Source organism: Ruegeria sp. BHSC029, assembly GCF_059613085.1.
Genome location: NZ_JBXWRU010000002.1, coordinates 155,391 through 180,621, shown reverse-complemented (window position 1 = coordinate 180,621; position 25,231 = coordinate 155,391). Strand labels below are relative to the sequence as shown.

General features: G+C 63.0%; 28 protein-coding genes and 1 pseudogene. 19 read left to right on the top strand and 10 right to left on the bottom strand.

Annotated features, from left to right (window positions below; translation table 11 throughout):
- Positions 1-46: 46 nt before the first annotated feature.
- A complete protein-coding gene (locus tag AC2FML_RS04515) occupies positions 47-1,297 on the bottom strand; it encodes a DEAD/DEAH box helicase (RefSeq protein ID WP_170358751.1) in 1,251 nt (416 codons plus the stop codon).
- A gap of 309 nt (positions 1,298-1,606) precedes the next feature.
- The gene (locus AC2FML_RS04510; protein WP_170390426.1) at positions 1,607-1,906 is read right to left on the bottom strand and encodes a hypothetical protein; all 300 of its coding nucleotides are present in this window, start codon (positions 1,904-1,906) and stop codon (positions 1,607-1,609) included.
- A gap of 592 nt (positions 1,907-2,498) precedes the next feature.
- Between AC2FML_RS04510 and AC2FML_RS04505 the strand changes: the two genes are divergently transcribed.
- Positions 2,499-3,869: a DNA-packaging protein gene (locus AC2FML_RS04505; protein WP_496782539.1), complete on the top strand. Its 1,371-nt coding sequence runs from the start codon at positions 2,499-2,501 to the stop codon at positions 3,867-3,869.
- Here AC2FML_RS04505 and AC2FML_RS04500 read toward each other — a convergent pair whose 3' ends face one another.
- On the bottom strand, positions 3,870-4,712 hold the full coding sequence (locus AC2FML_RS04500; protein ID WP_496782175.1) for an SDR family NAD(P)-dependent oxidoreductase: 843 nt from the start codon (positions 4,710-4,712) through the stop codon (positions 3,870-3,872).
- A 192-nt stretch (positions 4,713-4,904) separates the two neighbouring features.
- Here AC2FML_RS04500 and AC2FML_RS04495 point away from each other — a divergent pair, with 192 nt between their 5' ends.
- The 16 genes from AC2FML_RS04495 to AC2FML_RS04420 all read left to right on the top strand — a co-directional run bounded on the left by AC2FML_RS04495 (position 4,905) and on the right by AC2FML_RS04420 (position 17,457).
- Positions 4,905-6,077 (top strand): phage portal protein, encoded by a 1,173-nt coding sequence (locus AC2FML_RS04495; protein WP_496782173.1) that lies wholly within the window; start codon positions 4,905-4,907, stop codon positions 6,075-6,077.
- Positions 6,070-6,294, top strand: coding sequence for a GTA head formation protein, RCAP_rcc01685 family (locus AC2FML_RS04490; RefSeq protein WP_170370669.1), 225 nt, complete (start codon positions 6,070-6,072; stop codon positions 6,292-6,294). The genes AC2FML_RS04495 and AC2FML_RS04490 overlap by 8 nt, the downstream gene beginning before the upstream one ends.
- Positions 6,295-6,320: 26 nt before the next feature.
- A complete protein-coding gene (locus tag AC2FML_RS04485; RefSeq protein ID WP_496782172.1) occupies positions 6,321-6,866 on the top strand; it encodes an HK97 family phage prohead protease in 546 nt (181 codons plus the stop codon).
- Between the two features lie 34 nt (positions 6,867-6,900).
- Positions 6,901-8,079: a phage major capsid protein gene (locus AC2FML_RS04480; RefSeq protein ID WP_496782170.1), complete on the top strand. Its 1,179-nt coding sequence runs from the start codon at positions 6,901-6,903 to the stop codon at positions 8,077-8,079.
- Positions 8,080-8,256: 177 nt separating this feature from the next.
- Positions 8,257-8,856: a head-tail connector protein gene (locus AC2FML_RS04475; protein WP_170438903.1), complete on the top strand. Its 600-nt coding sequence runs from the start codon at positions 8,257-8,259 to the stop codon at positions 8,854-8,856.
- Positions 8,853-9,191 (top strand): head-tail adaptor protein, encoded by a 339-nt coding sequence (locus tag AC2FML_RS04470; RefSeq protein ID WP_170390419.1) that lies wholly within the window; start codon positions 8,853-8,855, stop codon positions 9,189-9,191. Before AC2FML_RS04475 ends, AC2FML_RS04470 begins: the two co-directional genes overlap by 4 nt.
- Positions 9,188-9,601 carry a DUF3168 domain-containing protein gene (locus AC2FML_RS04465; RefSeq protein WP_170432088.1) on the top strand — a complete coding sequence of 138 codons (414 nt, stop codon included), beginning with the start codon at positions 9,188-9,190 and terminating at the stop codon, positions 9,599-9,601. The genes AC2FML_RS04470 and AC2FML_RS04465 overlap by 4 nt, the downstream gene beginning before the upstream one ends.
- Positions 9,602-9,621: 20 nt before the next feature.
- Positions 9,622-10,035 carry a phage major tail protein, TP901-1 family gene (locus tag AC2FML_RS04460; protein ID WP_170443078.1) on the top strand — a complete coding sequence of 138 codons (414 nt, stop codon included), beginning with the start codon at positions 9,622-9,624 and terminating at the stop codon, positions 10,033-10,035.
- Positions 10,035-10,355: a gene transfer agent family protein gene (locus AC2FML_RS04455; protein ID WP_170358767.1), complete on the top strand. Its 321-nt coding sequence runs from the start codon at positions 10,035-10,037 to the stop codon at positions 10,353-10,355. The genes AC2FML_RS04460 and AC2FML_RS04455 overlap by 1 nt, the downstream gene beginning before the upstream one ends.
- Positions 10,352-10,570 carry a rcc01693 family protein gene (locus AC2FML_RS04450; RefSeq protein ID WP_170390416.1) on the top strand — a complete coding sequence of 73 codons (219 nt, stop codon included), beginning with the start codon at positions 10,352-10,354 and terminating at the stop codon, positions 10,568-10,570. Before AC2FML_RS04455 ends, AC2FML_RS04450 begins: the two co-directional genes overlap by 4 nt.
- Positions 10,548-11,210 carry an RcGTA-type gene transfer agent tail tape measure protein gene (locus AC2FML_RS04445; RefSeq protein WP_005982489.1) on the top strand — a complete coding sequence of 221 codons (663 nt, stop codon included), beginning with the start codon at positions 10,548-10,550 and terminating at the stop codon, positions 11,208-11,210. Before AC2FML_RS04450 ends, AC2FML_RS04445 begins: the two co-directional genes overlap by 23 nt.
- 15 nt (positions 11,211-11,225) lie before the next feature.
- Positions 11,226-11,858: a DUF2460 domain-containing protein gene (locus AC2FML_RS04440; protein WP_170338102.1), complete on the top strand. Its 633-nt coding sequence runs from the start codon at positions 11,226-11,228 to the stop codon at positions 11,856-11,858.
- Entirely contained in the window at positions 11,858-12,751 is an 894-nt protein-coding gene (locus tag AC2FML_RS04435; protein ID WP_170443072.1) for a phage/gene transfer agent baseplate hub protein, read from the top strand. The genes AC2FML_RS04440 and AC2FML_RS04435 overlap by 1 nt, the downstream gene beginning before the upstream one ends.
- Positions 12,745-13,188, top strand: coding sequence for a C40 family peptidase (locus AC2FML_RS04430; RefSeq protein ID WP_496735523.1), 444 nt, complete (start codon positions 12,745-12,747; stop codon positions 13,186-13,188). The genes AC2FML_RS04435 and AC2FML_RS04430 overlap by 7 nt, the downstream gene beginning before the upstream one ends.
- Positions 13,188-17,153, top strand: coding sequence for a baseplate multidomain protein megatron (locus tag AC2FML_RS04425; protein WP_496782167.1), 3,966 nt, complete (start codon positions 13,188-13,190; stop codon positions 17,151-17,153). Before AC2FML_RS04430 ends, AC2FML_RS04425 begins: the two co-directional genes overlap by 1 nt.
- A 7-nt stretch (positions 17,154-17,160) precedes the next feature.
- Positions 17,161-17,457 (top strand): DUF7742 family protein, encoded by a 297-nt coding sequence (locus tag AC2FML_RS04420; protein WP_170358782.1) that lies wholly within the window; start codon positions 17,161-17,163, stop codon positions 17,455-17,457.
- Here the strand turns inward: AC2FML_RS04420 and AC2FML_RS04415 are convergent.
- Positions 17,438-17,776, bottom strand: a complete 339-nt coding sequence (locus AC2FML_RS04415) for a TraR/DksA family transcriptional regulator (protein WP_170338608.1) — start codon at positions 17,774-17,776, stop codon at positions 17,438-17,440. The genes AC2FML_RS04420 and AC2FML_RS04415 overlap by 20 nt on opposite strands.
- Before the next feature lie 86 nt (positions 17,777-17,862).
- Between AC2FML_RS04415 and cysE the strand changes: the two genes are divergently transcribed.
- A complete protein-coding gene (gene cysE / locus AC2FML_RS04410; protein WP_093962389.1) occupies positions 17,863-18,672 on the top strand; it encodes a serine O-acetyltransferase in 810 nt (269 codons plus the stop codon).
- A gap of 69 nt (positions 18,673-18,741) precedes the next feature.
- Here the strand turns inward: cysE and AC2FML_RS04405 are convergent, their stop codons facing one another.
- Genes AC2FML_RS04405 through pdhA form a run of 3 tightly spaced genes read right to left on the bottom strand, consistent with a single transcriptional unit; the run spans position 18,742 to position 22,442 of the window.
- Positions 18,742-20,049 carry a pyruvate dehydrogenase complex dihydrolipoamide acetyltransferase gene (locus tag AC2FML_RS04405; RefSeq protein ID WP_496735516.1) on the bottom strand — a complete coding sequence of 436 codons (1,308 nt, stop codon included), beginning with the start codon at positions 20,047-20,049 and terminating at the stop codon, positions 18,742-18,744.
- 14 nt (positions 20,050-20,063) lie between these two features.
- Complete coding sequence (locus AC2FML_RS04400) at positions 20,064-21,437, bottom strand: pyruvate dehydrogenase complex E1 component subunit beta (protein ID WP_170358788.1); 1,374 nt, start codon at positions 21,435-21,437, stop codon at positions 20,064-20,066.
- Between the two features lie 15 nt (positions 21,438-21,452).
- A complete protein-coding gene (pdhA, locus tag AC2FML_RS04395) occupies positions 21,453-22,442 on the bottom strand; it encodes a pyruvate dehydrogenase (acetyl-transferring) E1 component subunit alpha (protein ID WP_093962386.1) in 990 nt (329 codons plus the stop codon).
- Between the two features lie 462 nt (positions 22,443-22,904).
- Here pdhA and AC2FML_RS04390 point away from each other — a divergent pair, with 462 nt between their 5' ends.
- On the top strand, positions 22,905-23,144 hold the full coding sequence (locus AC2FML_RS04390; RefSeq protein WP_496782165.1) for a hypothetical protein: 240 nt from the start codon (positions 22,905-22,907) through the stop codon (positions 23,142-23,144).
- Here AC2FML_RS04390 and AC2FML_RS04385 read toward each other — a convergent pair.
- The 3 genes and pseudogenes from AC2FML_RS04385 to AC2FML_RS04375 all read right to left on the bottom strand — a co-directional run bounded on the left by AC2FML_RS04385 (position 23,141) and on the right by AC2FML_RS04375 (position 25,198).
- Positions 23,141-23,440, bottom strand: a complete 300-nt coding sequence (locus tag AC2FML_RS04385; RefSeq protein WP_170338112.1) for an FtsB family cell division protein — start codon at positions 23,438-23,440, stop codon at positions 23,141-23,143. The genes AC2FML_RS04390 and AC2FML_RS04385 overlap by 4 nt on opposite strands.
- Positions 23,441-23,604: 164 nt before the next feature.
- Positions 23,605-23,948, bottom strand: a pseudogene (locus AC2FML_RS04380) (lysozyme inhibitor LprI family protein).
- Between the two features lie 59 nt (positions 23,949-24,007).
- Positions 24,008-25,198 carry a phosphoglycerate kinase gene (locus tag AC2FML_RS04375; protein WP_496782163.1) on the bottom strand — a complete coding sequence of 397 codons (1,191 nt, stop codon included), beginning with the start codon at positions 25,196-25,198 and terminating at the stop codon, positions 24,008-24,010.
- Positions 25,199-25,231: the final 33 nt, after the last annotated feature.

The window sequence follows — 25,231 nt, the reverse complement described above, 5'->3', positions numbered from 1 at the left end:
AATCCTGGAAAAAGACTGCGCGCAAGGAGACATGCGCGCAGTTTTTTTATGCGGCCGATTTGCGGCGCGGACGGCGCCGACGGTTGGCGAGGCCATTTGTGCCCTGCGGTTTCGGGCCACGGCGTCGATTGCGCTGGCGATTGCCGGGCTTGGCGGCCTCTGCGGCTTCGGGTGCCGCTCCGCTGGCGACCGGGATCTCGATCTTCATCAATTTCTGAATCTGACGCAGCAGATCAAATTCATCCGGTGCGCAGAAGGCGATGGCTTCGCCTTCGCGGCCGGCCCGAGCGGTGCGGCCAATGCGGTGCACATAGTTGTCAGGAACGTCCGGCAGGTCATAGTTGATGACATAGGCCACCCCTGGAATGTCGATGCCACGGGCTGCCACGTCGGTGGCAACCAGAACTGTGATCTCGCCGGCGCGGAAGGCCTTGATGGCGCGATCCCGCTGGCCCTGGCTCTTGTTGCCATGGATCGATGCTGCGTTGTAGCCGTCGGCCACCAACCCTTTCATCAGCTTTTCCGCACCATGCTTGGTCCGGGAGAACACAAGCGTCAGGGCGTCGGTATCACGCGAAAGGATCTCGCGCAGCTTGGCGGGTTTTCCCGGCTTTTCAACGAAATGCACCGACTGGGTGATCTTGTCGGCCGCCTTGCCCGGAGGCGAGACCTGCACCCGTTGCGGGTTGGTCAGGTAGGCGCGGCTGAGTTCCTCCATCTGCTTCGGCATGGTGGCCGAGAACAGCATGGTCTGGCGCGGAGTGCCCAGTTGCGGCGCGATTTTGCGCAGAGCGTGGATGAAGCCGAGGTCCAGCATCTGGTCGGCCTCATCCAGAACTAGGTGCCGAACCGAGCCGAGATCGACCGCGCCACGTTCCATCAGGTCGATCAAACGACCGGGGGTCGCGACAAGAATATCGGTCCCACGCGACAGGAACATGATCTGTTTGTTGATCGACTGTCCGCCCACAACTGTGGCCACGCGCAGTTTCGTCTTTTTGGTAAGCGTGCGGAGGCTTTCAGCGATCTGGTTCACCAGTTCGCGGGTTGGGGCGAGGATCAGCGCCTTGGCGGTTTTGGGTGCCGGTTTGCCGGGCTGCGCCAGAAGGTGGTCGATCAGCGGCAGGCCAAAGGCCAGCGTCTTGCCGGTGCCGGTCTGTGCAAGGCCCAGAATGTCATGTCCTTCCAAGGCCAACGGGATGGCCTGGTTCTGGATCGGTGTGGGTTGAGTGAAATTTGCGCGCTCGAGCGCGTCGTTCAGTGCCGGCGCGAGGCCGAGCATGTCGAAATCGAACAAGTCGTCTTCCTTTGTGATCCGCACCGGCATTGGCCGTACGCGAACAAGAGTAGCTGGCCGCGCGGATTGCACGACCGGCAGGGAGTGTGCGCAGCCTCAGGATTTGCGGGCGAGTCCCGCAACGTCCGGCTTTTGCGTCAAGAACCCTGCGTGAATGGGAACTGGGAAATTTGGGCGCTATCTCGGACCTCGGTTCGGTCCGCGTGCTCACGCGGCAGCGCTGTGGCGTAGATGAGCGCTGCTGAGGCGAATGTCAAGCCAACACCGGCAGTCAAGGCTGCCGGTGTCCTATCCGTTGCAAATGGATGGTCAACGACGAGGCGTCGGGGCGGCGGCAGCCAGCGCCTTTTCGACTGCCTGTGCGGTGGAGGGGTGCCCGGCCTTGGACAGGCACGAAGCAATTATACCCGCGTCAGGGCGCTCGGGGCGCTTGCCGGGCTTGGGACGATCGCCCAGGCAGCTTTGGAGCGCAGATTGCGGAACGCCAATCTCGCTGGCGATCTTGCCAAGATCAGGTCCGCGGTGCCCTGTCTGAGCCTGCGCCACTGTGCCGAAGAGCATCAGGCCTCCCAGACAGATTACCGAGACATAGCTGAGGGGATGGTACATTTTTTGTCCTTCAGAAGTTTTTCGTATGTTTGCGGTTCTTGGTGTTTATGCAGATTGCGTGTGCAATGCGTTTTTGAAACGCACGACGGGAATTACTCCGTCGCGGAAATCTTGCCGATCACAGAATTGGTTGCGGTCCCTGAGCTGAATTAGGATTTTGTTAAAACTGGCAGTGCGTTACTTGTTGCGCGCTGTTGCGTCGGAGCTTGACTGAGCGCCCGGTTTCGCGTATAAGTTGTGTCATGCTAGAAGAAGTGGGCAACGGCCCCGGGGCGACCCGGCGGCCGTTTTTCATTTCTCTCGTGCGGAGATCACTCACGCATGAGGTCACAGGCAAACATGACTTTGATTACCCCGGAAGAGCGGATGTCCCGGACGGCCGAGCTATTGCAGTCGTTGGAAGTGTCCATTCGCGGTTTGCGGCAAGCGGCGGAAGACCTGCGCAGGCGGATCGAGGCCGGGGAGGATGAAGACCTGGCGAGTTCAGCCAGACAACTCGGACAGCTAGAGGGGCTGATCCGAAGTTGCCAGAAAGTGGAGACAAGCTTTGTCGAACAGTGTCACAGACAAGCGGGAATTGCCCAAGGGGGCTATGCGCTCGACCTGGAGCGGGCCCGATCTGAGATCGGGTGCCGATTGGCTCGCCTCCGCGCCTGCTGCGGTGCGGGACAGATTTCTGAGTGAGATCGGGGAGGGGGGGCTGTGTGCCCTCCCTTTCCTGTTCGAGTTCTGGGCGTTGCCGCATCAATTGCCGCCCGAGGGCGACTGGCGGTCATTGGTGATCATGGGCGGGCGCGGCGCGGGCAAGACGCGGGCCGGAGCCGAATGGGTGCGGTCGATGGTGGAAGGGTCGAAGCCGTTTGATGAGGGTGAGGCCCGGCGCGTGGCGCTGGTGGGCGAGACTTTTGACCAGGTGCGCGACGTGATGATCTTTGGCGACAGCGGGATCATGCAGTGCTCTCCGCCTGACCGGCGGCCGCAGTGGAAGGCGTCGGAACGCAAGCTGGTCTGGCCCAACGGGGCCGAGGCGCAGGCCTTTTCGGCGCATGATCCCGAGGGGCTGCGGGGGCCGCAGTTCGATGCGGCCTGGGTGGATGAGCTGGCCAAGTGGAAAAAGGCGGGCGAGACCTGGGACATGCTGCAATTCGCGCTGCGGCTGGGCGAGCGGCCGCGGGTCTGTGTGACCACGACGCCGCGCAACGTGAAGGTGCTGAAGGATCTGCTGGCGGCGCCGTCGACGGTGATGACCCATGCGCCGACCGAGGCGAACCGGGCCAACCTGGCGGAGTCATTTCTGGAGGAGGTGCGCGCGCGTTATGCGGGCACACGGCTGGGGCGGCAGGAGTTGGACGGGGTGCTGCTGGCCGATGCCGAGGGGGCGCTGTGGACCGGTTCGATGCTGGATGCGGCGCGGGTCAAGGCGGTGCCCGAGCTGGACCGTGTTGTGGTGGCGCTGGACCCGGCGGTGACGGGCGGATCGGGCGCGGATGCCTGCGGGATCGTGGTGGTGGGCGCGCAGTTGCAGGGGCCGCCCGAGGAGTGGCGCGCCTATGTGCTGGCCGACGGGACGGTGCAGGGCGTTGGCCCGGCGGGCTGGGCGCGTGCGGCGATTGATGCGATGGACGAATTCGGGGCCGAGCGGCTGGTGGCCGAGGTCAACCAGGGCGGACAGTTGGTCGAAGAGGTGGTGCGGCAGGTGGACCCTCTGGTCCCGTTCCGGGCGGTGCGGGCCTCGCGCGGAAAGGTGGCGCGGGCCGAGCCGGTGGCGGCGCTCTATGAGCAGGGGCGGGTGTTCCATGTGGCCGGGCTGGACGCGCTGGAGGAGCAGATGTGCCAGATGACCGCGCGGGGGTTCGAGGGACAGGGCTCGCCCGACCGGGTCGATGCGTTGGTCTGGGCGTTGCATGAGCTGGTGGTGGCGCCGGCAGCGGCATACCGGCGGCCGAGGGTGCGGGTTTTGTGATCAGCCCTCGGGCTTTTCGAACTTGGCGAAGGCCTCGGCGTAGTCGGGGTGCCAGCGCGAGAGGGCGGGGCGATTGTGGATGATGTCCTCGGCAGCCCATTGAACGCGACGGCGGTCGCGTTCGGCATCGACGTCGTTGTCAGGGCAGAGGATGTAGAAATCGCCTTGGGCCATGCGGTCGAGGAAATAGTCGACGGTCTGCTCGCTGGTCCAGGCGGCGGCCGGTTTTTCGGGCAGGAATGACGCGACCATGCCGGTATAGGTAAAGCCCGGAACGAAGAGATGCGCGGTGATCGGTGCGCCGGCCTCGCGCAGCTCGTGCGCGAGCTGTTCGGTCAGCGTTTTGACGGCGGCCTTGGACACGTTGTAGCCGGGGTTGCCTGGCGGGGAGGTGATCCCCTGCTTTGACCCGGTGTTGATGACGACGGCCGGGCGGTCAGCCTCGATCATGCGGGGCAGGAAGGCGTGGATGCCGCGCAGGACCCCCAGAAAGTTCACGTCGAGAATTTTCTGCCAGTTGTCGAATGACTCCCATGTTTTCGTAGGCAGGCTGATCCCTGCATTGTTCATCAAGACGGCAACCTGCCCTGCGGCGAAAGCTGTGTCGGCCAGGTTTTCCATTTCGGCTTGTGAGGTGACATCCGTCGGCACCGCAGTGATGTTTACCGCGTCAAGGCCTGCCTTCAGGTCTTGCGTCGTTTCGTCCAGCGCCTGTCCCGGAAGATCGGCCAGTATCACGTTTATCCCGGCCTGGGCAAAACGCTGAGCCGCGACGCGCCCGACTCCGCTGGCGGCGCCGGTCACGACGGCGATCCCTCCGGTTTTCACTGCGCTTTCATACATGGCTGACCCCTCCTGAAGCTCCGATGCAGAGGGTAGCGCATTTCCGTCGGATGCCGAGGTTTATCCTGCGGGCACAGGTTCCAAAGCCGTTGCGCAACCGCCGTACGCCCCATTCCCGAGGCCTAAAGATCTTTCCGTCATAACTCCTTTCAACAAGCCGGGCAGAGCGGCGGCAGAAAGGAGCATCTGGACATGGTATTCGATTTCTTGCGTCGTGGATCGGCTGAGAAAGCCCCCGAGGCAAAAGCAAGCGCGGCTGGGCCAGTGGTGGCCTGGCAGACCGGCGGCCGCGTTGCCTGGAGCCCGCGGGACACAGCCTCGCTGACGCGCACGGGGTTTTCGGGCAACCCGGTGGGGTTCCGGTCGGTCAAGCTGATTGCCGAGGCGGCGGCGGCGCTGCCTCTGGTCCTGCAGGACGATGCACAGCGGTACGAGACGCACCCGGTTCTGCGCCTGATGCGTCGTCCGAACGCGGCGCAGGGCAAGGCCGAGCTGCTGGAGGCGCTGTTCGGGCAGCTGCTGCTGTCGGGCAACGCCTATGTCGAGGCGGTGCAGGCCGAGGGCGGACTGCCGGTCGTGCTGCATGTGCTGCGCTCGGACCGGATGAGCGTGGTGCCGGGGGCGGATGGCTGGCCCAGGGCCTATGATTATACCGCCGGGGGCAAGACGAACCGGTTCCCTGCCGAGGCCATCTGCCACATCAAGTCGTTCCATCCGCAGGATGACCATTACGGGTTCTCGCCCATGCAGGCGGCGGCGATGGCGATCGACGTGCACAACAGCGCCTCGCGCTGGTCGAAATCGCTGCTGGACAATGCCGCGCGGCCCTCGGGGGCGCTGGTGTGGAAAGGCGGCGACGGGCAGGGCGTGATGGCCGAAGAGCAGTTCCGCCGCCTGAGCGACGAGATCGAGGCGAACTATCGCGGGGCGCGCAATGCCGGGCGTCCGATGGTTCTGGAAGGGGGGCTGGATTGGAAGCCGATGGGATTTTCGCCCTCGGACATGGAGTTTCAGAAGACCAAGGAAGCCGCCGCCCGCGAGATCGCGCTGGCCTTCGGTGTCCCGCCGATGCTGCTGGGGATCCAGGGTGACGCGACCTATTCGAACTATCAGGAGGCCAACCGGGCGTTCTATCGCCTGACCGTCCTGCCCCTGGTGACGCGGGTGGCGGCGGCGTTGTCGGACTGGCTGTCGGGCTTTACCGGAGAGGATCTGCTGCTGAAGCCCGATCTGGACCAGGTGCCGGCGCTGGCGGCGGAACGCGATGCGCAATGGGCGCGGGTGGCCAATGCCGATTTCCTGACCGATGCCGAAAAGCGTGCTCTGCTGGGCCTGCCGGCGCTGGCGGAGACGGCGGATGGCTGATGCGCCGGGATACCCGCCCTTTGACTGCGCGCCGGGCCTGCGTCTGGCCGCGCATGAGAGGGTGGCCGAGATCCAGCATGCGCATCTGTGCAGGCGGCTGGATCAGATCGAGGAAATGATGGAACGGCTGGAGCGGCGGTTGTGGCTGACGGTCTATGGCGTGGCGGCGGTGATCCTGGCGCAGGCGTTCCAGTCTTTTCTGACAGTGGCGCCATGAATTCAGTGGTTTACGAGGAGTTGTTCATGGATTTGGAACGCAAGTTCGCGCGGTTCGGCGATGGGCTGTCGGTGACCGAGGATGCGGTGATCGAGGGCTATGCCAGCCTGTTCGGCCAGGTCGATCAGGGCCGCGATGTGGTGCAGAAAGGTGCCTATGCCGCATCGCTGGCCGGGCTGAAGGCGGCCGGTCAGCGGGTCAAGATGCTGTGGCAGCACGATCCGGCCCAGCCCATCGGCGTGTGGGACGAGGTGCGCGAGGACGAGCGCGGCCTGTGGGTCAAGGGGCGGTTGCTGGAAAGCACCCAGAAGGGGCGCGAAGCGGCCGAGCTGATCCGCGCGGGTGCGCTGGACGGGCTGTCGATCGGCTATCGCACCAAGCGGGCCGTGAAGGATGACAAGGGCCGGCGGCTCTTGACGGAACTGGAGCTGTGGGAGGTGTCGCTGGTGACCTTCCCGATGCTGCCCAGTGCGCGGGTGGCGGCAAAGGGGACGGACCCCGATGCCGAGGACACCTGGCGCAGTATTGCCGAGGTGTTCCAGAGCGCCCGGCAGGAGCTGGCGCGAACCTAGCGCGCCTCGACCCCCACCCAGAAAGGAAGTGCTGATGAGCAAGACCGAGACCGCGGCCTTGACCGGAGAGGGTGTGCCCCTGGTTCAGGAGGTGAAGCAGGCGATGGCTGGCTTCGTTAGTGAATTCAAGGGCCTGAAGGCTGAAGTTCAACACAAACTGCAACAGACAGAAGAGCGACTGACCATGCTGGATCGTAAATCAACCATCGCGGCGCGCCCGCATCTTGCGGCCTCGACCCTAGAGGAAGCGCCGCACCAGAAGGCCTTTGACGCCTATGTGCGCTCGGGCGATGACGATGCCCTGCGCGGGCTGGAAATCGAGGCCAAGTCGCTGTCGGCGGCCGTCAACAGCGATGGCGGCTATTTGGTCGATCCGCAGACCGCCGAGATGATCAAGTCGGTGCTGAAATCCACCTCGTCGATCCGCTCGATTGCGTCGGTCGTGAATGTAGAGGCGAATTCGTTCGACGTGCTGATCGACCACACCGATGTGGGCGCGGGCTGGGCTGCCGAGAACGCCACCGCCGCCGAGACCGGCACCCCGTCGATCGACCGCATCTCGATCCCGCTGCACGAGCTGAGCGCGCTGCCCAAGGCTTCGCAGCGGCTGCTGGATGACAGCGCATTCGACGTCGAGGGCTGGCTGGCCGGCCGTATCGCCGACAAGTTCGCCCGCGCCGAGGCGGCGGCTTTCATCAACGGTGACGGCATCGACAAGCCCAAGGGCATCCTGAGCCATCCGGCGGTGGACAATGATGTCTGGACCTGGGGCAACCTGGGCTATGTGCCCACCGGTGTTGCGGGCGGCATCGACGCGGATGCGATCGTGGACGTGGTCTATGCGCTGGGCGCGCAGTACCGCGTGAACGGTACCTTCGTGATGAACTCAAAAACCGCCGGCGTGATCCGCAAGCTGAAGGATGCCGACGGCCGCTTCCTGTGGTCGGACGGCCTAGCCGCGGGTGAGCCCGCGCGCCTGATGGGCTATCCGGTGCTGATCGCCGAGGACATGCCCGATCCCGGCACCGACAGCTTCTCGATCGCCTTCGGTGACTTCTCGGCCGGCTACACCATCGCCGAGCGCCCCGACCTGCGCGTGCTGCGCGACCCGTTCAGCGCCAAGCCGCATGTCCTGTTCTATGCCACCAAGCGCGTGGGCGGCGACATCAGCGACTTTGCCGCGATCAAGCTGGTGAAATTCGGCACCGTCTAAGCGGTGACGGATCCGAGGGGCCGGTGGGCCGGTCCCTCGGGCGGCGGGCGCGGGCCGGGGTGAGATCTCCCGCGTTGTCTAGCTGCTCCCCTCCGTCCGAGCAACGTGGGGCGGCACGTGCCCGCCATTTTCCAAGGATGCGGCCCCCGGAGGGGTCCGAGATTGCGGAGTGAATGGATGATGTTGATCGAAGAAACCGCCATCGCGGATGCGGCGCTGCCGGTGGATCAGTTCAAGGCGCATCTGCGGCTGGGCACGGGATTTGCCGAGATCAGCCTGCAGGACGACGTGTTGAAGGGGTTCCTGAGGGCGGCGATGGCCGCGATCGAGGCGCGCACGGGCAAAGTGCTGATATCGCGCAGTTTCACCTGGACCCTGAGCCGCTGGCGCAACGACGCGGGCGAGGTTCTGCCGGTCGCGCCGGTGACGAGTATCTACGCGGTGACGCTGACCGACGCGCAGGGCGCCCAGCAGGTGGTGGCGCCCGGGGCCTATCGCCTGGAGCGCGACAACCAGCGCCCTTGCCTGCGCCCGATGGGGGCTTGCCTGCCCGCCATTCCCACCGGTGGAGAGGTGACCATCGCGCTGACGGCTGGGATGGCGGCGGATTGGGGCGGGCTGCCGGCGGATCTGGGGCAGGCGGTGCTGCTGCTGGCGACGCATTACTATGAGTATCGCGACGAGACCAGCCTGAGTGATGGCTGCATGCCCTTCGGCGTGACCAGCCTGATCCAGCGCTATCGCATGGTGCGTTTCGGCGCGGGGGTGATGCAATGAGCGCGCCCCGCCCGAACCGGCAGCTGGTGCTGGAGGCCCCGGTGCGGGTAGCCGATGGCGCGGGCGGCTATGCCGAGACGTGGGCGCCTCTGGGCACGCTGTGGGCTGAGGTGACCGCCCGGACCGGCACCGAGCGCGCGGTCGCGAATGTGCCGGTGTCGCGCGTGAGTTACCGCATCGTTGTGCGTGGCGCGCCCGAGGGGTCGTCGATGCGCCCGGCACCCGATCAGAGGTTTCGCGAGGGCGAGCGGCGCTTCGTGATCCGCGCCGTGGCCGAATACGACCCGGCCGGTCGCTATCTGACCTGTTTCGCGGATGAGGAGGTGGCGGCATGAGCTATGGCGTTTCGGCCGCGCTGCAGGCGGCTGTGTTCCAGCAACTTGTCAACGACAGGGGCATTTTGGCCCAGGTCGGCGACGCGGTTTATGACGCGGTGCCTTCGGGGACATTGCCGCAGACCTACGTCACCCTGGGTCCGGAAGAGGTGCGCGACGCCTCGGACAAGACGGGGCAGGGCACTTTGCATAGGTTCACCGTATCGGTGGTCTCGGAGGCCGCCGGCTTCGGCGCGGCCAAGACCTTGGCCGGGGCCGTGTGCGACGCGCTGGACGGGGCCGCGCTGACGCTGGATCGGGGGCGGCTGGTGGGGCTGTGGTTCGAGCGGGCCTCGGCCCGGCGCACCGGGACAGGTGGCGCGATCCGGCAGATCGACCTGAGATTCCGCGCCCGCGTGGAAGACAACTAAGCAATCATTGGAGAGAGCATATGGGTGCCCAGAACGGTAAGGACCTGCTGGTCAAGGTGGACATGAACGGCACGGGTCTGTTCGAAACAATCGCGGGGCTGCGGGCCACGCGGATCAGTTTCAACGCGGAAAGCGTGGATGTCACCTCGTTGGAGAGCCAAGGCGGCTGGCGCGAGCTGCTGTCGGGGGCGGGGGTCAAGTCGGCCTCGATTTCCGGATCGGGCGTGTTCAAGGACGCCGGCACGGATGAACGCGCGCGGCAGCTGTTCTTTGACGGCGAAACGCCCGCCTTTCAGGTGATCATCCCCGATTTCGGCATCGTCGAAGGACCGTTCCAAGTGACCGGGATCGAGTATGCCGGCTCACATAATGGCGAAGCGACCTATGAGATGAGCCTGGCCAGCGCCGGTGCTCTGACCTTCGTGGCGTTGTGATGGTCAATCCGTGGGCGGGAGAAGTGGCGCTGGTGGTCGATGGCCAGCGCCGGGTGCTGAAGCTGACGCTGGGCGCGTTGGCCGAGCTGGAGCAGGAGCTGGGCGCAGGGTCTTTGGTGGAACTGGTGCAGCGGTTCGAGAGCGGCGCCTATTCCAGCGGTGACGTGCTGGCGCTGATCTTGGCGGGGTTGCGCGGTGGCGGGATGGATGTGACCCGCGCCGACATGTTGCGGGCCGAGATCGAGGGCGGACCGATGGCCGCCGCGCGGGCGGCGGCCGAGCTGCTGGCGCGGGCCTTCATGGTGCCGGGTGAGTCATGAGCGGCTTTGACTGGCCCGGCCTGATGCGGGCCGGCCTGCACGGGTTGCGGCTGACGCCGGATCAGTTCTGGCGTCTGACCCCGGCGGAACTGCGGCTGATGCTGGGGCAGGGCCGCGGGATTCCGGCAATGAACCGGGCACGGCTGGACAAGCTGCTGGCCGCCTGGCCCGACAAGATACAAGGAGAGCGTGATGACGGATCGGGACGGGTTTGACGACCTGCAGGAGCGCGGCGAGGCGCTGGGCGATGCCCTGGGCGATGCCGCCACGATGGCGGCGGCCTTCGACGCCCAGATGAAGCGGATCAGCGCCGCCTTCGAAGAGACCGGGAAGGATGTCGCCACCCTGGAGCGGGGCATGTCGAGCGGCCTGCGAAAGGCCTTCGACGGCGTGGTTCTGGATGGCATGAACCTGTCGGACGCGCTGGACGTGCTGAAGAACTCCATGATCCGCACGGCCTATTCGGCGGCGATCAAGCCGGTGACGGATCATTTCGGCGGCATGCTGGCCAATACGGTCGGCGGCCTGGTGCAGGGGCTGCTGCCCTTTGCCGACGGCGGCAGTTTCGCCCAAGGACGCGTCATGCCTTTTGCCAATGGCGGAGTGGTCACCGGGCCGACCACCTTTCCGATGCGCGGTGCGACCGGGTTGATGGGCGAGGCCGGCCCCGAGGCGATCATGCCGCTGGCGCGCGGACCCGACGGCAAACTGGGGGTGCGCAACTCGGGCGGCGGACGGGCGGTGAACGTGGTGATGAACATCACCACACCCGACGTTCAGGGCTTTCGCCGCAGCCAGGGCCAGATCGCAGCCCAGATGAGCCGTGCCCTGGGGCGCGGAAATCGCAACCGGTAGTTTAGGGAGCAGGACATGAATTTCCACGAAGTCAGATTTCCCGCCAGCCTGAGTTTCGGCTCGGTCGGCGGCCCCGAGCGGCGCACGGATATCGTGACGCTGGCCAACGGGTTCGAAGAACGCAACACGCCCTGGGCGCATTCGCGGCGGCGTTATGACGCCGGTTTGGGGATGCGGTCGCTGGACGACATCCAGACGCTGATCGCCTTTTTCGAAGCGCGTCAGGGTCAGATGTACGGGTTCCGCTGGAAGGACTGGTCGGACTACAAGTCCTGCGCCGCCACTGCCGAGTTCGACAAGGGCGACCAGGTGATCGGGCAAGGCGACGGGGTCACGACCGAGTTCCAGTTGGTCAAGATCTATGCCTCGGGCGGGGTCAGCTATGTCAGGCCCATCGTCAAGCCGGTACTGGGTACGGTCAAGATTGGGCTGGATCAGGATGAGGCCCGAGAAGGCGTCGATTTCGAGGTGGACCTGAATAGCGGTCTGATCCAATTCGTCGTCCCGCCATCCGAGGGGGTCGACGTGACCGCCGGGTTTGAATTCGATGTGCCGGTGCGGTTTGACACCGACAGGATCCAAGTCAGCGTGGCCAGCTTTCAGGCAGGCGACGTACCCAATGTTCCGGTGGTGGAGGTGCGGGTCTGATGAGCGGCGACAAGCAGGCATTGCTGACCCATCTTCAGTCCGGCATGACTACGGTCTGCCGCTGTTGGGCGATCACCCGAACCGATGGCATGTCCTTCGGGTTCACCGACCATGACCGCGAACTGGCCTTTGACGGGCTGGTTTTCAAGGCAAGCACCGGTCTCACAGCCTCGGCCATCGAACAGGCGACGGGCCTGTCGATCGACAATTCCGAGGCCATGGGGGCGCTGTCTGATGCGGCCGTGCGCGACGAGGATATCGAAGACGGCCGCTTTGACGGTGCCGATGTCCGAGCATGGCTGGTCAACTGGGCAGCGCCGGAACAGCGCATGTTGCAGTTCCGTGGCTCAATCGGCGAGCTGCGCCGCGCAGGGGGCGCGTTTCACGCCGAATTGCGCGGGCTGACCGATCTGCTGAACCGACCCTTGGGGCGGATCTACCAAAAACCCTGTACGGCTGTTTTGGGTGACAAAGCCTGCGGCTTCGACAGGTTGACGCCCGGCTACTGGGCCGAGGCCGAGATTGCCGAGATCGACGAGGGTCCGATCCTCAGACTGCAGGGGGCGGAGGCGTTTGAGGACGGCTGGTTTGAACGCGGCCGCGTCGATGTGCTGACCGGCCGCTCTCAGGGTCTTTGGGCTTCGGTGAAGACGGACCGGTGCATCAAGATCGGGCGGGAATTGCACCTTTGGACTGCTCTGGGCTCGGGTCTGGACGTCGGTGACCGTGTGCGGGTGCTGGCGGGCTGCGACAAGCGGATGGAGACCTGTCGGTTGAAATTCAACAACATTATAAATTTCCAAGGTTTTCCGGATCTGCCGAGCGAAGACTGGGTGATGGCCGTGCCGAAACAGGGCAACGCGAACAATGGAGGCAGCAGGCGGTCATGGTGACGGCGCAGGATATCGTGGACGAAGCGCGAGGCTGGCTGGGAACGCCCTATGTGCATCAGGCCTCGGTCAAGGGAGCGGGAACCGATTGCTTGGGATTGCTGCGCGGTGTCTGGCGATCCGTCATCGGCCGCGAGCCCGAGGCGGTGCCTACCTACAGCATGGACTGGTCCGAACCGCAGGGCGAAGAGCGCATGTGGGCGGCTGCGCGGCGCAATCTGGTCGAACGTCCGCGCAACTTTCTGGCCCCTGGATGCGTGCTGCTGTTCCGGATGCGCGATGCCGGTGTGGCCAAACACCTTGGTATCGTGAGTGAAGCCGACGCCGTGCCACGCTTCATCCATGCCTATTCCGGACATGGCGTTGTCGAAAACGCACTGAGCGACCCCTGGCGCCGCCGGGTGGTCGCCTGCTTTGAATTTCCTTTGGAGGGCAACTGATGGCGACGATAGTTTTATCTGCGGCGGGGGCTGCGCTGGGCGGGTCCATCGGTGGAACCGTTGCTGGGCTGTCAACGGCCATCGTGGGCCGGGCAGTCGGCGCGACGCTCGGGCGGGTTATCGACCAGCGATTGATGAGCCAGTCGGTCATGGGTGCCGGAAGCGAGGTGGTCGAGTCTGGCCGGCTGGACCGGTTCAGACTTACGGAAACAGGCGAGGGCGCGCCGTTGTCCACCGTGTTCGGCCGAATGCGGGTCGGTGGGCAGGTGATCTGGGCGTCGGATTTCCTTGAGACCCGCAAAACCACGACGTCTACGCAGTCTGCTGGCGGCAAAGGAACGCCAAAACCAGCCGAAGTCACCACGACCACCCATAGCTACAGCTACTCGATATCACTGGCGATTGCTGTCGGCGTCGGAGAGATCGCGGACATCGCGCGGATATGGGCCGATGGGGAAGAGCTTGAGCGCAACAGTCTGAACATGCGGGTTTATACCGGTAGCCAGGATCAGCTGCCGGATCCATTGATCGAAACGATCGAAGGTGCCGGAACGGTTCCGGCCTATCGCGGCACTGCGTATGTTGTGATTGAAGACCTGCCGCTGGCGCAATTTGGCAATCGCGTTCCCCAGTTCTCTTTCGAGGTTGTTCGGCCTGATCAGAAATCCGCACCAGACTACGAATCCGAATTGCAACAGATTGTCCGGGCCGTGGCCCTGATGCCTGGCACCGGGGAATACACGCTGGCCAGCACGCAGGTAAACTATTCCAAAGGGTCGGGCCAAAGCTGGGCCGCCAACGTCAATTCGCCCTCGGGCGAGCCCGATCTGGTGGCCTCGGTGCGTGCCCTGAACAAAGAACTTCCGGGCTGCAAGGCTGCGTCACTGGTGGTCTCTTGGTTCGGAGATGACTTGCGTTGCGGCGCTTGCAGCGTTCGACCCAAGGTGATCCGCGACGACGTGGACGGCGCAAACATGCCGTGGAAAGTCTCTGGGCTGAAGCGCAAATCGGCCCAGGTCGTGCAGCATGTGGACGGGCGACCGATCTATGGCGGTACCCCGGCCGATGCGTCGGTGGTTCAGGCCATTCAACACCTCAAGGAATCCGGCAGCCGGGTGATGTTTTATCCTTTCATCCTGATGGATCAGATGCAGGGTAATGGTCTTCCAGACCCATGGTCGGATGCCGGCGATCAGCCGCCTCTGCCGTGGCGCGGCCGGATCACGCTGGACGTGGCTCCGGGGCGTCCGGGGTCGGTGGACGGAACCGCAGGTGCGGACGCTCAGGTGGCAAGCTTCTTTGGTGCAGCCCAAGCCTCGGATTTCATCATCGGTAATGGCACTGTCACCTATACCGGCCCGGAAGAATGGAGCATGCGCCGTTTCATTCTTCACTACGCGGCGTTGTGCAAGGCCGCAGGCGGGGTCGAGGCGTTTTGCATCGGCTCGGAAATGCGTGGCCTTACCCAGATACGCGGCGCGTCCGGGTTCGCGGCCGTTGCTCAGCTGAAGGCATTGGCGGCGGAAGCGCGGCAGATACTGGGGCCAGACACCAAGATAGGCTACGCCGCGGATTGGACGGAATATTTCGGGTACCAGCCTGCCGATGGCAGCGGTGACCGATACTTCCATCTGGACCCTCTGTGGGCAGACGAAAACATCGATTTCGTCGGGATCGACAACTACATGCCGGTCTCGGACTGGCGGGATGGCAACGAGCATCTGGATGCGCTGGATGGTGCTAGGTCAATCTACGACCTGGATTATTTGCGCGGCAACATCGAAGGCGGTGAAGGATACGACTGGTACTATCCAACACCCGAAGAACAGGACGCGCAGATAAGGTATCCGATCGAGGACGGCGAACATGCAGAGCCATGGGTGTGGCGATACAAAGACATCCGCAACTGGTGGTCGAACTTGCACCACGAACGGATCGGAGGAGTGCGCAAAGCTGACCCGACCGATTGGGTTCCGGGATCAAAGCCGATCTGGTTCACGGAATTGGGCTGTGCGGCCATAGACAAGGGAACGAACCAACCCAACAAGTTTTTGGATCCGAAATCCTCGGAATCCGATCTGCCTAAATACTCGAACGGTCAACGCGACGATTTCATTCAGGTTCAGTATTTGAAGGCAGTTCTTGGATATTGGACCGATCCGCAGATCAACCCAGTTTCGGACATCTACGATGGTCCGATGGTGGACGTTTCGAACGCCTATGTATGGGCGTGGGACGCGAGACCTTTCCCGACATTCCCGAACCTGCGTTCACAGTGGAGCGACGGCGAAAACTACGCCCGTGGTCATTGGTTGAACGGACGTTCTGGTGCCAGGACACTGGCCTCGGTGGTGGCCGAGATTTGTCAGGCTGCCGGCGTCTCCGATTTTGATGTGTCTGCGCTGGACGGAGTTGTCCGTGGATACGTGATCGAAGATGTTTCGGACGCGCGGGCGGCCCTTCAGCCACTGATGCTGCGCTACGGATTTGATGCGATCGAGCGAGACGGTGTTCTGACATTCCGCATGAGGGCCGGGCGCCGGGCATTCGATCTGTCGCTGGATCAGGTCGCGGAAAGCCCCGAGGTCGATGGCAGGGTCCAGTACCAGCGCGAAGCCGAGGCCGAAATGGCCGGCCGCGTGCGTCTGCGTTTTGTTCAGTCGGATGCGGACCATGATGTGGTAGCGGAGGAGGCCGTGCTGCCCGATGATCGGACCCATTCTGTAGCCGTGAACGAAATGCCTCTGTCGATGACCCGCTCCGAAGGACGGCAGACGGTCGAACGCTGGCTGGCCGAGGCCCGCGTCGCGCGCAATACCGCTCGCTTTGCGCTGCCGCCGTCGCAGATGAATCTGGGCGCCGGCGACATTGTTCGACTTCCATCCTGGAATGGGGGAGCCGGTGCGCTGTATCGCATAGACCGGTTGGAACAGGCTGACATCCAGCTGGCAGATGCCGTGCGGATCGAGCCCGGGGTCTATTCCCCGTCTGACATGGCGGATGATGGGTATGTCTCACAACCCTTTGTGGCCCCAGTCCCGGTTCTTCCGATTTTTCTGGACCTGCCACTCATTACCGGCGCCGAAGAGCCGCACGCCCCTTATCTGGCCGTCACGGCCGATCCCTGGCAAGGCAGCGTCGCCGTCTATTCCTCGGACAGTGACGAGGGCTACGCGCTGCGCGATCTGGTGACTGGTCAGGCTGTGATCGGGTTCACCGAATCCTCCTTGCCTTCCGCGAGCGCAGGGGTTTGGGATGAAGGTGCGCCGCTGCGCGTGCGCCTTGTCGATGGCGTCTTGCAGTCGCGGTCGCGTGACTCGCTTTTGACGGGAGCCAACTTGGCGGCGATCGGAGACGGCACGCCCGGAACTTGGGAAGTGTTTCAATTCGCGGATGCCGTCTTGCAGGAACCCGGGGTCTATGCCCTGTCTGGCCGCCTGCGCGGCCAATTGGGTACGGACGCAGTCATGCCTGAAAGCTGGCCGGAGGGTTCCGTGTTCGTGTTGCTTGACGAGAGGGTTCTTCAGACCAGCCTGCTGCGGACCGAACGCCGAATTGCCCGGCACTACCGGATCGGGCCTGCCACCCGCGGATACGAAGACGATTCCTATGTCCATAAGGTCGAGGTCTTTGATGGAAGCGGTCTGCGCCCCTACGCGCCAGTTCATCTGAAGGTCGAAATACACGGGGGCGATGACCTCTTCACCTGGGTACGCCGAACCCGGATCGACGGCGACGATTGGGACGTGCTGGACGTGCCGCTGGGCGAGGAGTCCGAGACTTATCTGATCCGGATTCGGTCAGGTGGCACCCTTGTTCGGGAAGAGATCGCCACGACGCCAATTTGGACCTATTCCGCGGCGGCACAGTCTTCGGACGGGGTCACGGGCCTATACGAGGTCGAGGTGGCGCAGGTTTCGGCCAGCTACGGGCCGGGCGCGGCCGCGAGTCTGAGTGTGGGGTAGAGGGATCATGCGCCCTGTTTTGCACGGCGATGTCAGTTCTGCGGCGCGGGTTTTGCTGACCGTGCCGCAAGCCCAGCGTGAGCGGCTGTGCGCGCGCATGATCGCCGAGGCCGAGTTGGCTGACCGTCACGTGGCCGCGACGGGTCGTTTGCATCCTGTTTACGGGAACGGAGCATTGATGGCAGCTGCACGCAGCCGCCCGTTGGCAGACGAGCCAAGTTTCAGCGACACCGAGTATTGCCGGTGTTTCGAGACGGTACTGCGCCATCTTATCCGGTTTCAACTCAACCGGCCGCGCAGCTGACGCACTTGCTGGCGGCCGGGTCCAGGTCCAGCCGTCTGCGCGGAATGTCGTCACCGCAATCCTCGCAATACCCGAATTCGCCCTCGGCCATCCGGTCGAGGGCGGCTCTCAGCCTTCGGGCTTCGAGATCTCGTCGCGTTTGTTGCGCCTTGGCCATGGCCTGATTCTGCAACGCATCCATTCGGCTGAGCCGCCCGACCGCCTGCTGGTCAAGCTCGACCACGGATTGAGCGTCCTGACCGGCGAGGGAATTGCGTTCCAATTCCTCCAGCCGGGACAGGATAAGTGTTTCAAATTCCCTGAGTTCGGACCGGTTCATTTTCTGTTGTGTTGCACATCAAGGGTTTGCGTTTGGCCTTTTTGGGCCTAGATGGCTATTCTAGGCGCAGCAGAGGATCAAAAGCCATGTTTGAAACGCGCACCCAAGTTACGTCAGTTGACCCCGTCTGGGACCGGATCACGGCCGAAGCACAGGCCGCCGTCGAAAAAGAGCCTTTGATGGGCGGACTGGTGCATGCCTGTATCCTGCACCACAAGTCTCTGGAACGTGCGTTGTCCTATCGCATCTCTGCCAAGCTGTGCTCGAACGAGATGTCGATGATGGTTCTGCGTGAAATCGTCGAAGAGGCCTATGCCGATGACAAGGCGCTGATGAATGCCGCCCGCGCGGACCTGATGGCCGTGTACGAGCGCGACCCGGCCTGCCACCGTCTGCTGCAGCCAATTCTGTATTTCAAAGGCTACCAAGCCATGCAGGCCTATCGCGTGGCCCACTGGCTTTGGCAGAAGGGCCGGCACGATCTGGCCTATTTCTTCCAGATGCGCAGTTCGGAAATCTTCGGGATCGACATTCATCCCGCCGCGAAGATCGGCAAGGGCATCATGATCGACCACGCGCATTCTATCGTAATCGGTGAAACTGCGGTTGTGGGTGACAATGTCTCGATGCTGCATTCGGTGACCCTGGGCGGGACCGGCAAGGAAGAAGAGGACCGCCATCCCAAAATTGAGGATGGCGTTCTGATCGGGGCCGGGGCCAAGGTTCTTGGCAATATCCGCGTCGGTCATTGCAGCCGCATCGCCGCCGGTTCGGTGGTGCTGCAGGATGTGCCCCCCTGCAAGACCGTGGCCGGCATCCCCGCCAAGATCGTGGGTGAGGCGGGATGCGACCAGCCCTCGATCTCGATGGATCACATGCTGGGCAAGGATCAGTAAGCCTGTTCTCAGGTGCGAAAAAAGCCGCCTCGGGGTCCGAGGCGGCTTTTTTGATTTTTGTGACTTGGATCAGGCCAGCATGACCATCGGATTTTCCAGGTTGTCCACGATGGCCTGCAGGAGCTGTGCTCCAAGCGCGCCGTCGATCACCCGGTGATCGACCGACATGGTTACCGACATCACGGTCGCCACGGTCAACTCGCCGTCTTCGCCCACGACCGGCTTCTTGGCACCGGTGCCGACGGCCAGGATGCCCGCATGCGGCGGGTTCACGATGGCGTCGAAATTGTCGATGCCATACATGCCCAGGTTCGAAACCGCGAAGGTGCCGCCTTGATACTCGTGCGGGGCCAGCTTGCGTTCCCGCGCACGCGCGGCCAGGTCCTTCATCTCGGTCGAAAGGGCCGACAAAGATTTGGTGTCGGCGTCCTTCAGGACCGGGGTGAACAGGCCGCCTTCGATCGCCACGGCCACGGCCACGTCCGAAGGTTTCAACTGCAGCACCCTGTCGCCCGCCCATACGGCGTTGCACTCGGGCACCTGCTGCAGCGCGTTGGCGACGGCCTTGATTATGAAGTCGTTGACGCTCAGCTTCACGCCGCGGGCTTCCAGCTGCTTGTTCAGCTGGCTGCGGAATTTCAGCAGCGCGTCCAGCTTGATGTCGCGGCGCAGGTAGAAATGCGGGATGGTCTGCTTGGCCTCGGCCAGACGGGCGGCGATGGTCTTGCGCATGCCGTTCAGCTTGACCTCTTCGTACTCGCGGCCTTCGTACATGCGGGCCACCATGTCGGCCGAGGGGCCTGCAGGAGCAGCAGCAGGGGCGGGCGCCGCGCTTGCCGAAGCAGCCGGTGCCGCTGTCGGAGCGGTTGCGCCTTCGACATCCGCTTTGACTATGCGGCCATGCGGGCCCGAGCCCTTGATCTGCGCCAGGTCCAGACCCTTTTGGGCGGCAATGCGACGGGCCAGCGGCGAGGCAAAGATGCGACCGCCATCGGCCTTGGTCGGAGCCGCCGGAGCCGGGGCAGGGGCGGGCGCCGCGGATGCCGCAGGGGCGGCAGCCTCGTTGTCCGCGTCGGCTGCGGGCGCAGCCTCGGGTGCCTTGGTCGGGGCCGCGGCGATGTCATCGGCGCTTTCGCCCTCTTCCAGCAGAACGGCGATGGGGGTGTTCACCTTGACCCCCTCGGTGCCTTCAGGAACCAGGATCTTGCCGACGACGCCTTCGTCAACGGCTTCGAACTCCATCGTGGCCTTGTCGGTCTCGATCTCGGCCAGCAGGTCGCCGGAGGAGACGGTGTCGCCTTCCTTGACCAGCCATTTGGCGAGCGTGCCTTCCTCCATGGTCGGCGAAAGGGCGGGCATCAGAATTTCGGTGGGCATCTGTCAGTCGCTCCTTACCGATAGGTCACTTGTTTGACGGCGGCGATCACTTCGTCGGTGGTAATCAGCGCCAGCTTTTCCAGGTTCGCCGCATAGGGCATGGGCACGTCCTTGCCGGTCAGCGTGATGACGGGCGCGTCCAGATAGTCGAACGCTTCCTGCATGACCACGGAGCTGATGTAGCTGCCGACCGAGCCTTGCGGCCAGCCTTCTTCCACTGTGACCAGACGGTTGGTTTTCATCACCGAATTGATGATCGCACCGGTGTCCATCGGGCGGATGGTGCGCAGGTCGATCACCTCGGCGCTGATGCCATCCTCAGCCAGCTTGTCGGCGGCTTCCAATGCGTATTGCATACCGATCCCAAAGCTGACGATGGTCACATCGGTGCCTTCGCGCCAGATGCGGGCCTTGCCCAGCGGCACGGTCAGATCATCGACCTGCGGCACGTCGAACGACCGACCATAAAGGATTTCGTTTTCCAGGAACACGACCGGGTTGGGATCGCGGATCGCCGATTTCAGCAGGCCTTTGGCATCGGCTGCCGAATAGGGCATCACGACCTTCAGGCCCGGGATCTGCATGTACCAGGCGGCATAGTCCTGAGAGTGCTGGGCCGCCACGCGCGCGGCGGCGCCGTTGGGGCCGCGGAACACGATCGGACAGCCCATCTGACCGCCGGACATATACAGCGTCTTGGCGGCAGAGTTGATGATCTGGTCGATCGCCTGCATGGCGAAGTTGAATGTCATGAACTCGACGATCGGCTTCAGGCCGCCAAAGGCGGAACCCACGGCAATGCCGGTAAAGCCATGCTCGGTGATTGGCGTGTCGATCACGCGTTTTGCGCCGAATTCGTCCAGCAGGCCTTGGCTCACCTTGTAGGCGCCTTGGTATTCACCGACTTCTTCGCCCATCAGGTAGACGTCTTCGTCCGAGCGCATTTCCTCGGCCATCGCGTCGCGCAGAGCCTCGCGGACCGTCATCGATTTCATCTCGGCATCTGCTGGCCAGTCCGGCGACAGGTCCACGGTTGGCACGGCCGGTGCAGCAGGGGCAGGAGCGGGGGCCTCAACCGCCGCCGGGGCGGCTTCGGCCTCCGCTGCGGCTGCGGGGGCAGCCGCGGTCACGGCCGAGGCGTCTTCGCCCTCTTCGACCAGGATCGCGATCGGCGTGTTGACCTTCACGCCTTCGGTGCCCTCGGCAATCAGGATTTTGCCGACGATGCCTTCATCGACGGCTTCGAACTCCATCGTGGCCTTGTCGGTTTCGATCTCGGCCAGAATGTCGCCAGAGCTTACGGTGTCGCCTTCCTTGACCAGCCACTTGGCCAGTGTGCCTTCCTCCATGGTCGGCGAAAGGGCGGGCATGAGAATTTCGGTTGCCATGTCTTATTCGTCCTCTCAGGCGTAAATGTCGGTCCAGAGCTCGTCCAGCGACGGCTCGGGGCTTTCCTTGGCGAACTCGGCGGCCTGGTTGACGACCTCCTTGATTTCCTTGTCGATCGCCTTCAGGTCATCCTCGGTGGCGTGCTTGCCGGTCAGCAGCAGCTCGCGCACGTGTTCGATCGGGTCGCTCTGCTCGCGCACCTTCTGCACCTCTTCGCGGGTGCGGTACTTGGCGGGATCCGACATCGAGTGTCCGCGGTAACGGTAGGTCTTGACCTCGAGGATGTAAGGGCCCTTCCCAGCCCGGCAGTGCGCCACGGCCTTTTCGCCGGCCTCTTTCACTGCCAGCACGTCCATTCCGTTGACGATTTCGCCCGGGATGCCGAACGCCTCACCGCGGTGATAGATGTCCTTGGTCGAGGTTGAGCGCGATTGCGCCGTGCCCATCGCGTACTGGTTGTTCTCGATCACGAAGACCACCGGCAATTGCCAGATGGCCGCCATGTTGAAGGTTTCATAGACTTGACCCTGGTTCGCTGCGCCGTCACCGAAATAGGTAAAGGTCACGCGGCCGTTGTCTTTGTACTTGTCTGCAAAGGCAAGGCCCGCACCCAGCGGAACCTGTGCGCCGACGATTCCATGGCCACCATAGAAATGCTTTTCTTTTGAGAACATGTGCATCGAGCCGCCCTTGCCCTTGGACAAGCCGCCTTCGCGTCCGGTCAATTCAGCCATGACGCCGCCCGGATCCATGCCGCAGGCCAGCATATGGCCGTGGTCGCGGTAGGAGGTGATGCGCTTGTCGCCATCCTCGGCCGCAGCTTCGAGCCCCACGACGACGGCTTCCTGACCGATGTAGAGGTGGCAGAAACCGCCGATCAGACCCATCCCGTACAGTTGACCGGCCTTTTCCTCGAATCGGCGGATCAGCAGCATCTCGCGGTAGTAGGTTTTGAGTTCTTCCGCAGAAACATTTGGTTTCTTTGTGGTTTTTCGCGCAGCCATCGTGGCGACCTCTCCCTTCCGGCAAGATAGTTTAGCGTTAAACTATCTCATAAAGCATTTCGTGCTTTCTGGCGAGCGGAAATGTGACGCAGCGTCCTGGGCGGGGTGGGGGTATCTGTTTCTACCCGAAATCCGGCAGGTTTTCGCCTTTCTGATAGGCAGTTAACAGACCGAGCCAAGGGCGAAGTCCATGCTCGCTACCCTCACAATGGGATCGGCGTGGTCAATCGGTATCTGTCCGGTATTGCGGAGGGCTGCAGCAGCATTTGCGTTGAGAGAAACCCTTGGGACAAGGCTGTCTCAGCGTTCTATTTCTGGATGCATCAGCGCGGAACACAGATAAACGACGCAAGCGCACTGTTCCTGAGCTTTTGCCGGACTCGCCTGAAGTTCTTCTCTGACTTCCATCTTTATTCTGAGGGCGGGGAGATCGCGTTTGATCGGGTGTTGCGATACTAAAGCTTGGACAGCGATCTGGCGCAGGTGCTCGATGACTTCGGCCTTGGCGATGTCAGTCTCGGCGACAAGCGTTTGAATTCCGGCATTCGGAAATCAAAGCAGTTCGATGTTTTCTACGGCGAATACTGGGACGGTGAAGCCGTGGACCTGGTGGCTGACCTGTTCCGACGGGAAATCGACGCTTTCGGATATCAGTTGCCAACTGCAGAGGAACCCGGGGCGGTCAGGCAAACAGCTAGTTAGCGGATGACGATTTCATCAGCCCGGATCATTCCCAAAACGGTTCGGGCCTGCTGATCCAGCAGGTCGAGATCCAGGTAGGTGTCCGAAAGGCGTCGGGTCAGGTTTTCCATCCGAGCGATGTCGGCGTTCAGCGCCGCAAGGTCGCGTGACAGAGCGTCCCGTTCCGCTGAAATCTCGATCCGTCGGAACAAGCCGTAGTCGCCCTGAACGGCAGCAAAGGTGAAATAGACACCCAGCATGAAAGCCACCGAGAAGAATGCGACTGCGCCCAGACCGGGCCGATTGGAACGGGACACTCTGTTGACCGCCGTATGAATACTGCCTCAAAAAACGTGCCCTTTGCGGGCATCTGTCGGCACTATGTCACAGGTGATTCGGGTTGTGAATCCCCCGATTCGCACTTTTTGCAATTCGACGAAAAAAGTGATGCTCGAAGAGCCATGACCGCGTAGGTATCCGCTCAACGCAAAGCGGTCAGTTCCCTATTTCGCTTCAGGGTCTGTTCTTCCATGCAGGACCAATAGAACATATGCGCGGCACTGCCATCGCTTTTGAGTTCGGGATCACAAGTTGCATCCCTGCGTTTCAACCAGTACGCTGTTCGTTCAACAAAGCCTCGCCGTTTCCGCGCCTGTCCGCCGCTGATTTGACCTCTTTCCAGAGGCGGTTCAGTTCTTTGTCAGCGATTTCCCATTTCTCTTTGGCACAGAAAGTGGCGTCGATCTGAGTTTGCCCGGCGCAATGGGACTGCGCGCCAGAAACACTGGGCAGGAGGATAACAGCGAACGTGGCAACGGCTTTCATGGCCCATCTCCCGGTCTGTGGGAGAATACCACGAATGCAGATCACCAACTAGAATGGGTTTATTGGGCCAGCGCTGCCACACCGGGCAGGGTTTTGCCCTCCATCCATTCCAGGAACGCACCGCCGGCGGTCGAGATGTAGGTGAAGTCCTGCGCGGCACCCGAGGCGTTGAGGGCTGCAACCGTATCGCCGCCACCGGCGACCGACACAAGTTTGCCCGCCCGCGTCAGTTCTGCGGCTTTCAATGCAGCGGCATTTGTCGCCGCGTCGAAGGGTTCCAGTTCGAATGCCCCCAATGGGCCGTTCCAGATCAGAGTCTTGCTCTGTTCGAAGATGGTGCAGATTGCGGCGACGCTGTCCGGCCCGGCGTCCAGGATCATCGAATCTGCGGGGCACTTGTTCGCTGGGACGACCTTGTGTGGGGCGTGTGCTTCGAATTTCTCTGCAACGACAACATCGCTGGGCAGGACGATGCGGCAGCCTGCCTTGTCTGCTTTTGCCATGATTTCGGCTGCAGTATCGGTCATCGCGTGCTCGGCCAACGATTTGCCAACGTCCAGCCCTTTGGCCAGCAGAAAGGTGTTGGCCATGCCGCCGCCGATGATCAGGTTGTCGACCTTCTCGATCAGGTTGCCCAGCAGATCCAGCTTGGTTGATACCTTGGCCCCACCGACCACGGCGGTCACCGGACGCTGAGGGTTGCCCAGAGCGGCTTCGAGTGCGCTGAGCTCTGCCTGCATCAGGCGCCCGGCGCAGGAGGGCAGAAGGCGCGCCAGTGCCTCGGTCGAACTATGCGCCCGATGAGCCGCCGAGAAAGCGTCATTGCAGTAGATGTCTCCCATCTTGGCCATACCTTCGGCCAAGGTCATGCTGTTCTGGGTCTCTTCGGCGTGAAAGCGGGTGTTCTCCAGCAGCAGAACCTCGCCGTAGCCCTGGTTTGCGGCAGCGATTTCAGCCTCGTATCCGACGCAATCCTCTCCGAAACGGACCTTCGTGCCAAAGGCGGCTTCCAGTGTGGGCACCAGCTGTTTCAGCGACAGGTTCTGCCGACGTTCACCGCCGGGTCGGCCGAAATGGGCCAGAAGGATGGGTTTGCCGCCAGCGGCCAGAATGTCGCGGACCGTGGGCACGATCCGCTGGATCCGGGTGTCATCGGTCACGGCGCCATCCAGAACCGGGACGTTGATGTCCACGCGCACAAGAACGCGCTTGCCCTGCAAATCCATGTCGTCCAGAGTTTTCCAGCCCATCGTATCATCCTCGCCGTTGTCACCACGCGTAAG

Bases quoted from the DNA above. Each gene is read 5' to 3' on its own strand.
- AC2FML_RS04510 (WP_170390426.1), bottom strand. From the start codon at position 1,906: ATGTACCATCCCCTCAGCTATGTCTCGGTAATCTGTCTGGGAGGCCTG.
- AC2FML_RS04505 (WP_496782539.1), top strand. From the start codon at position 2,499: ATGCGCTCGACCTGGAGCGGGCCCGATCTGAGATCGGGTGCCGATTGG.
- AC2FML_RS04500 (WP_496782175.1), bottom strand. From the start codon at position 4,712: ATGTATGAAAGCGCAGTGAAAACCGGAGGGATCGCCGTCGTGACCGGC.
- AC2FML_RS04495 (WP_496782173.1), top strand. From the start codon at position 4,905: ATGGTATTCGATTTCTTGCGTCGTGGATCGGCTGAGAAAGCCCCCGAG.
- AC2FML_RS04490 (WP_170370669.1), top strand. From the start codon at position 6,070: ATGGCTGATGCGCCGGGATACCCGCCCTTTGACTGCGCGCCGGGCCTG.
- AC2FML_RS04485 (WP_496782172.1), top strand. From the start codon at position 6,321: ATGGATTTGGAACGCAAGTTCGCGCGGTTCGGCGATGGGCTGTCGGTG.
- AC2FML_RS04480 (WP_496782170.1), top strand. From the start codon at position 6,901: ATGAGCAAGACCGAGACCGCGGCCTTGACCGGAGAGGGTGTGCCCCTG.
- AC2FML_RS04475 (WP_170438903.1), top strand. From the start codon at position 8,257: ATGATGTTGATCGAAGAAACCGCCATCGCGGATGCGGCGCTGCCGGTG.
- AC2FML_RS04470 (WP_170390419.1), top strand. From the start codon at position 8,853: ATGAGCGCGCCCCGCCCGAACCGGCAGCTGGTGCTGGAGGCCCCGGTG.
- AC2FML_RS04465 (WP_170432088.1), top strand. From the start codon at position 9,188: ATGAGCTATGGCGTTTCGGCCGCGCTGCAGGCGGCTGTGTTCCAGCAA.
- AC2FML_RS04460 (WP_170443078.1), top strand. From the start codon at position 9,622: ATGGGTGCCCAGAACGGTAAGGACCTGCTGGTCAAGGTGGACATGAAC.
- AC2FML_RS04455 (WP_170358767.1), top strand. From the start codon at position 10,035: ATGGTCAATCCGTGGGCGGGAGAAGTGGCGCTGGTGGTCGATGGCCAG.
- AC2FML_RS04450 (WP_170390416.1), top strand. From the start codon at position 10,352: ATGAGCGGCTTTGACTGGCCCGGCCTGATGCGGGCCGGCCTGCACGGG.
- AC2FML_RS04445 (WP_005982489.1), top strand. From the start codon at position 10,548: ATGACGGATCGGGACGGGTTTGACGACCTGCAGGAGCGCGGCGAGGCG.
- AC2FML_RS04440 (WP_170338102.1), top strand. From the start codon at position 11,226: ATGAATTTCCACGAAGTCAGATTTCCCGCCAGCCTGAGTTTCGGCTCG.
- AC2FML_RS04435 (WP_170443072.1), top strand. From the start codon at position 11,858: ATGAGCGGCGACAAGCAGGCATTGCTGACCCATCTTCAGTCCGGCATG.
- AC2FML_RS04430 (WP_496735523.1), top strand. From the start codon at position 12,745: ATGGTGACGGCGCAGGATATCGTGGACGAAGCGCGAGGCTGGCTGGGA.
- AC2FML_RS04425 (WP_496782167.1), top strand. From the start codon at position 13,188: ATGGCGACGATAGTTTTATCTGCGGCGGGGGCTGCGCTGGGCGGGTCC.
- AC2FML_RS04420 (WP_170358782.1), top strand. From the start codon at position 17,161: ATGCGCCCTGTTTTGCACGGCGATGTCAGTTCTGCGGCGCGGGTTTTG.
- AC2FML_RS04415 (WP_170338608.1), bottom strand. From the start codon at position 17,776: ATGAACCGGTCCGAACTCAGGGAATTTGAAACACTTATCCTGTCCCGG.
- cysE (WP_093962389.1), top strand. From the start codon at position 17,863: ATGTTTGAAACGCGCACCCAAGTTACGTCAGTTGACCCCGTCTGGGAC.
- AC2FML_RS04405 (WP_496735516.1), bottom strand. From the start codon at position 20,049: ATGCCCACCGAAATTCTGATGCCCGCCCTTTCGCCGACCATGGAGGAA.
- AC2FML_RS04400 (WP_170358788.1), bottom strand. From the start codon at position 21,437: ATGGCAACCGAAATTCTCATGCCCGCCCTTTCGCCGACCATGGAGGAA.
- pdhA (WP_093962386.1), bottom strand. From the start codon at position 22,442: ATGGCTGCGCGAAAAACCACAAAGAAACCAAATGTTTCTGCGGAAGAA.
- AC2FML_RS04375 (WP_496782163.1), bottom strand. From the start codon at position 25,198: ATGGGCTGGAAAACTCTGGACGACATGGATTTGCAGGGCAAGCGCGTT.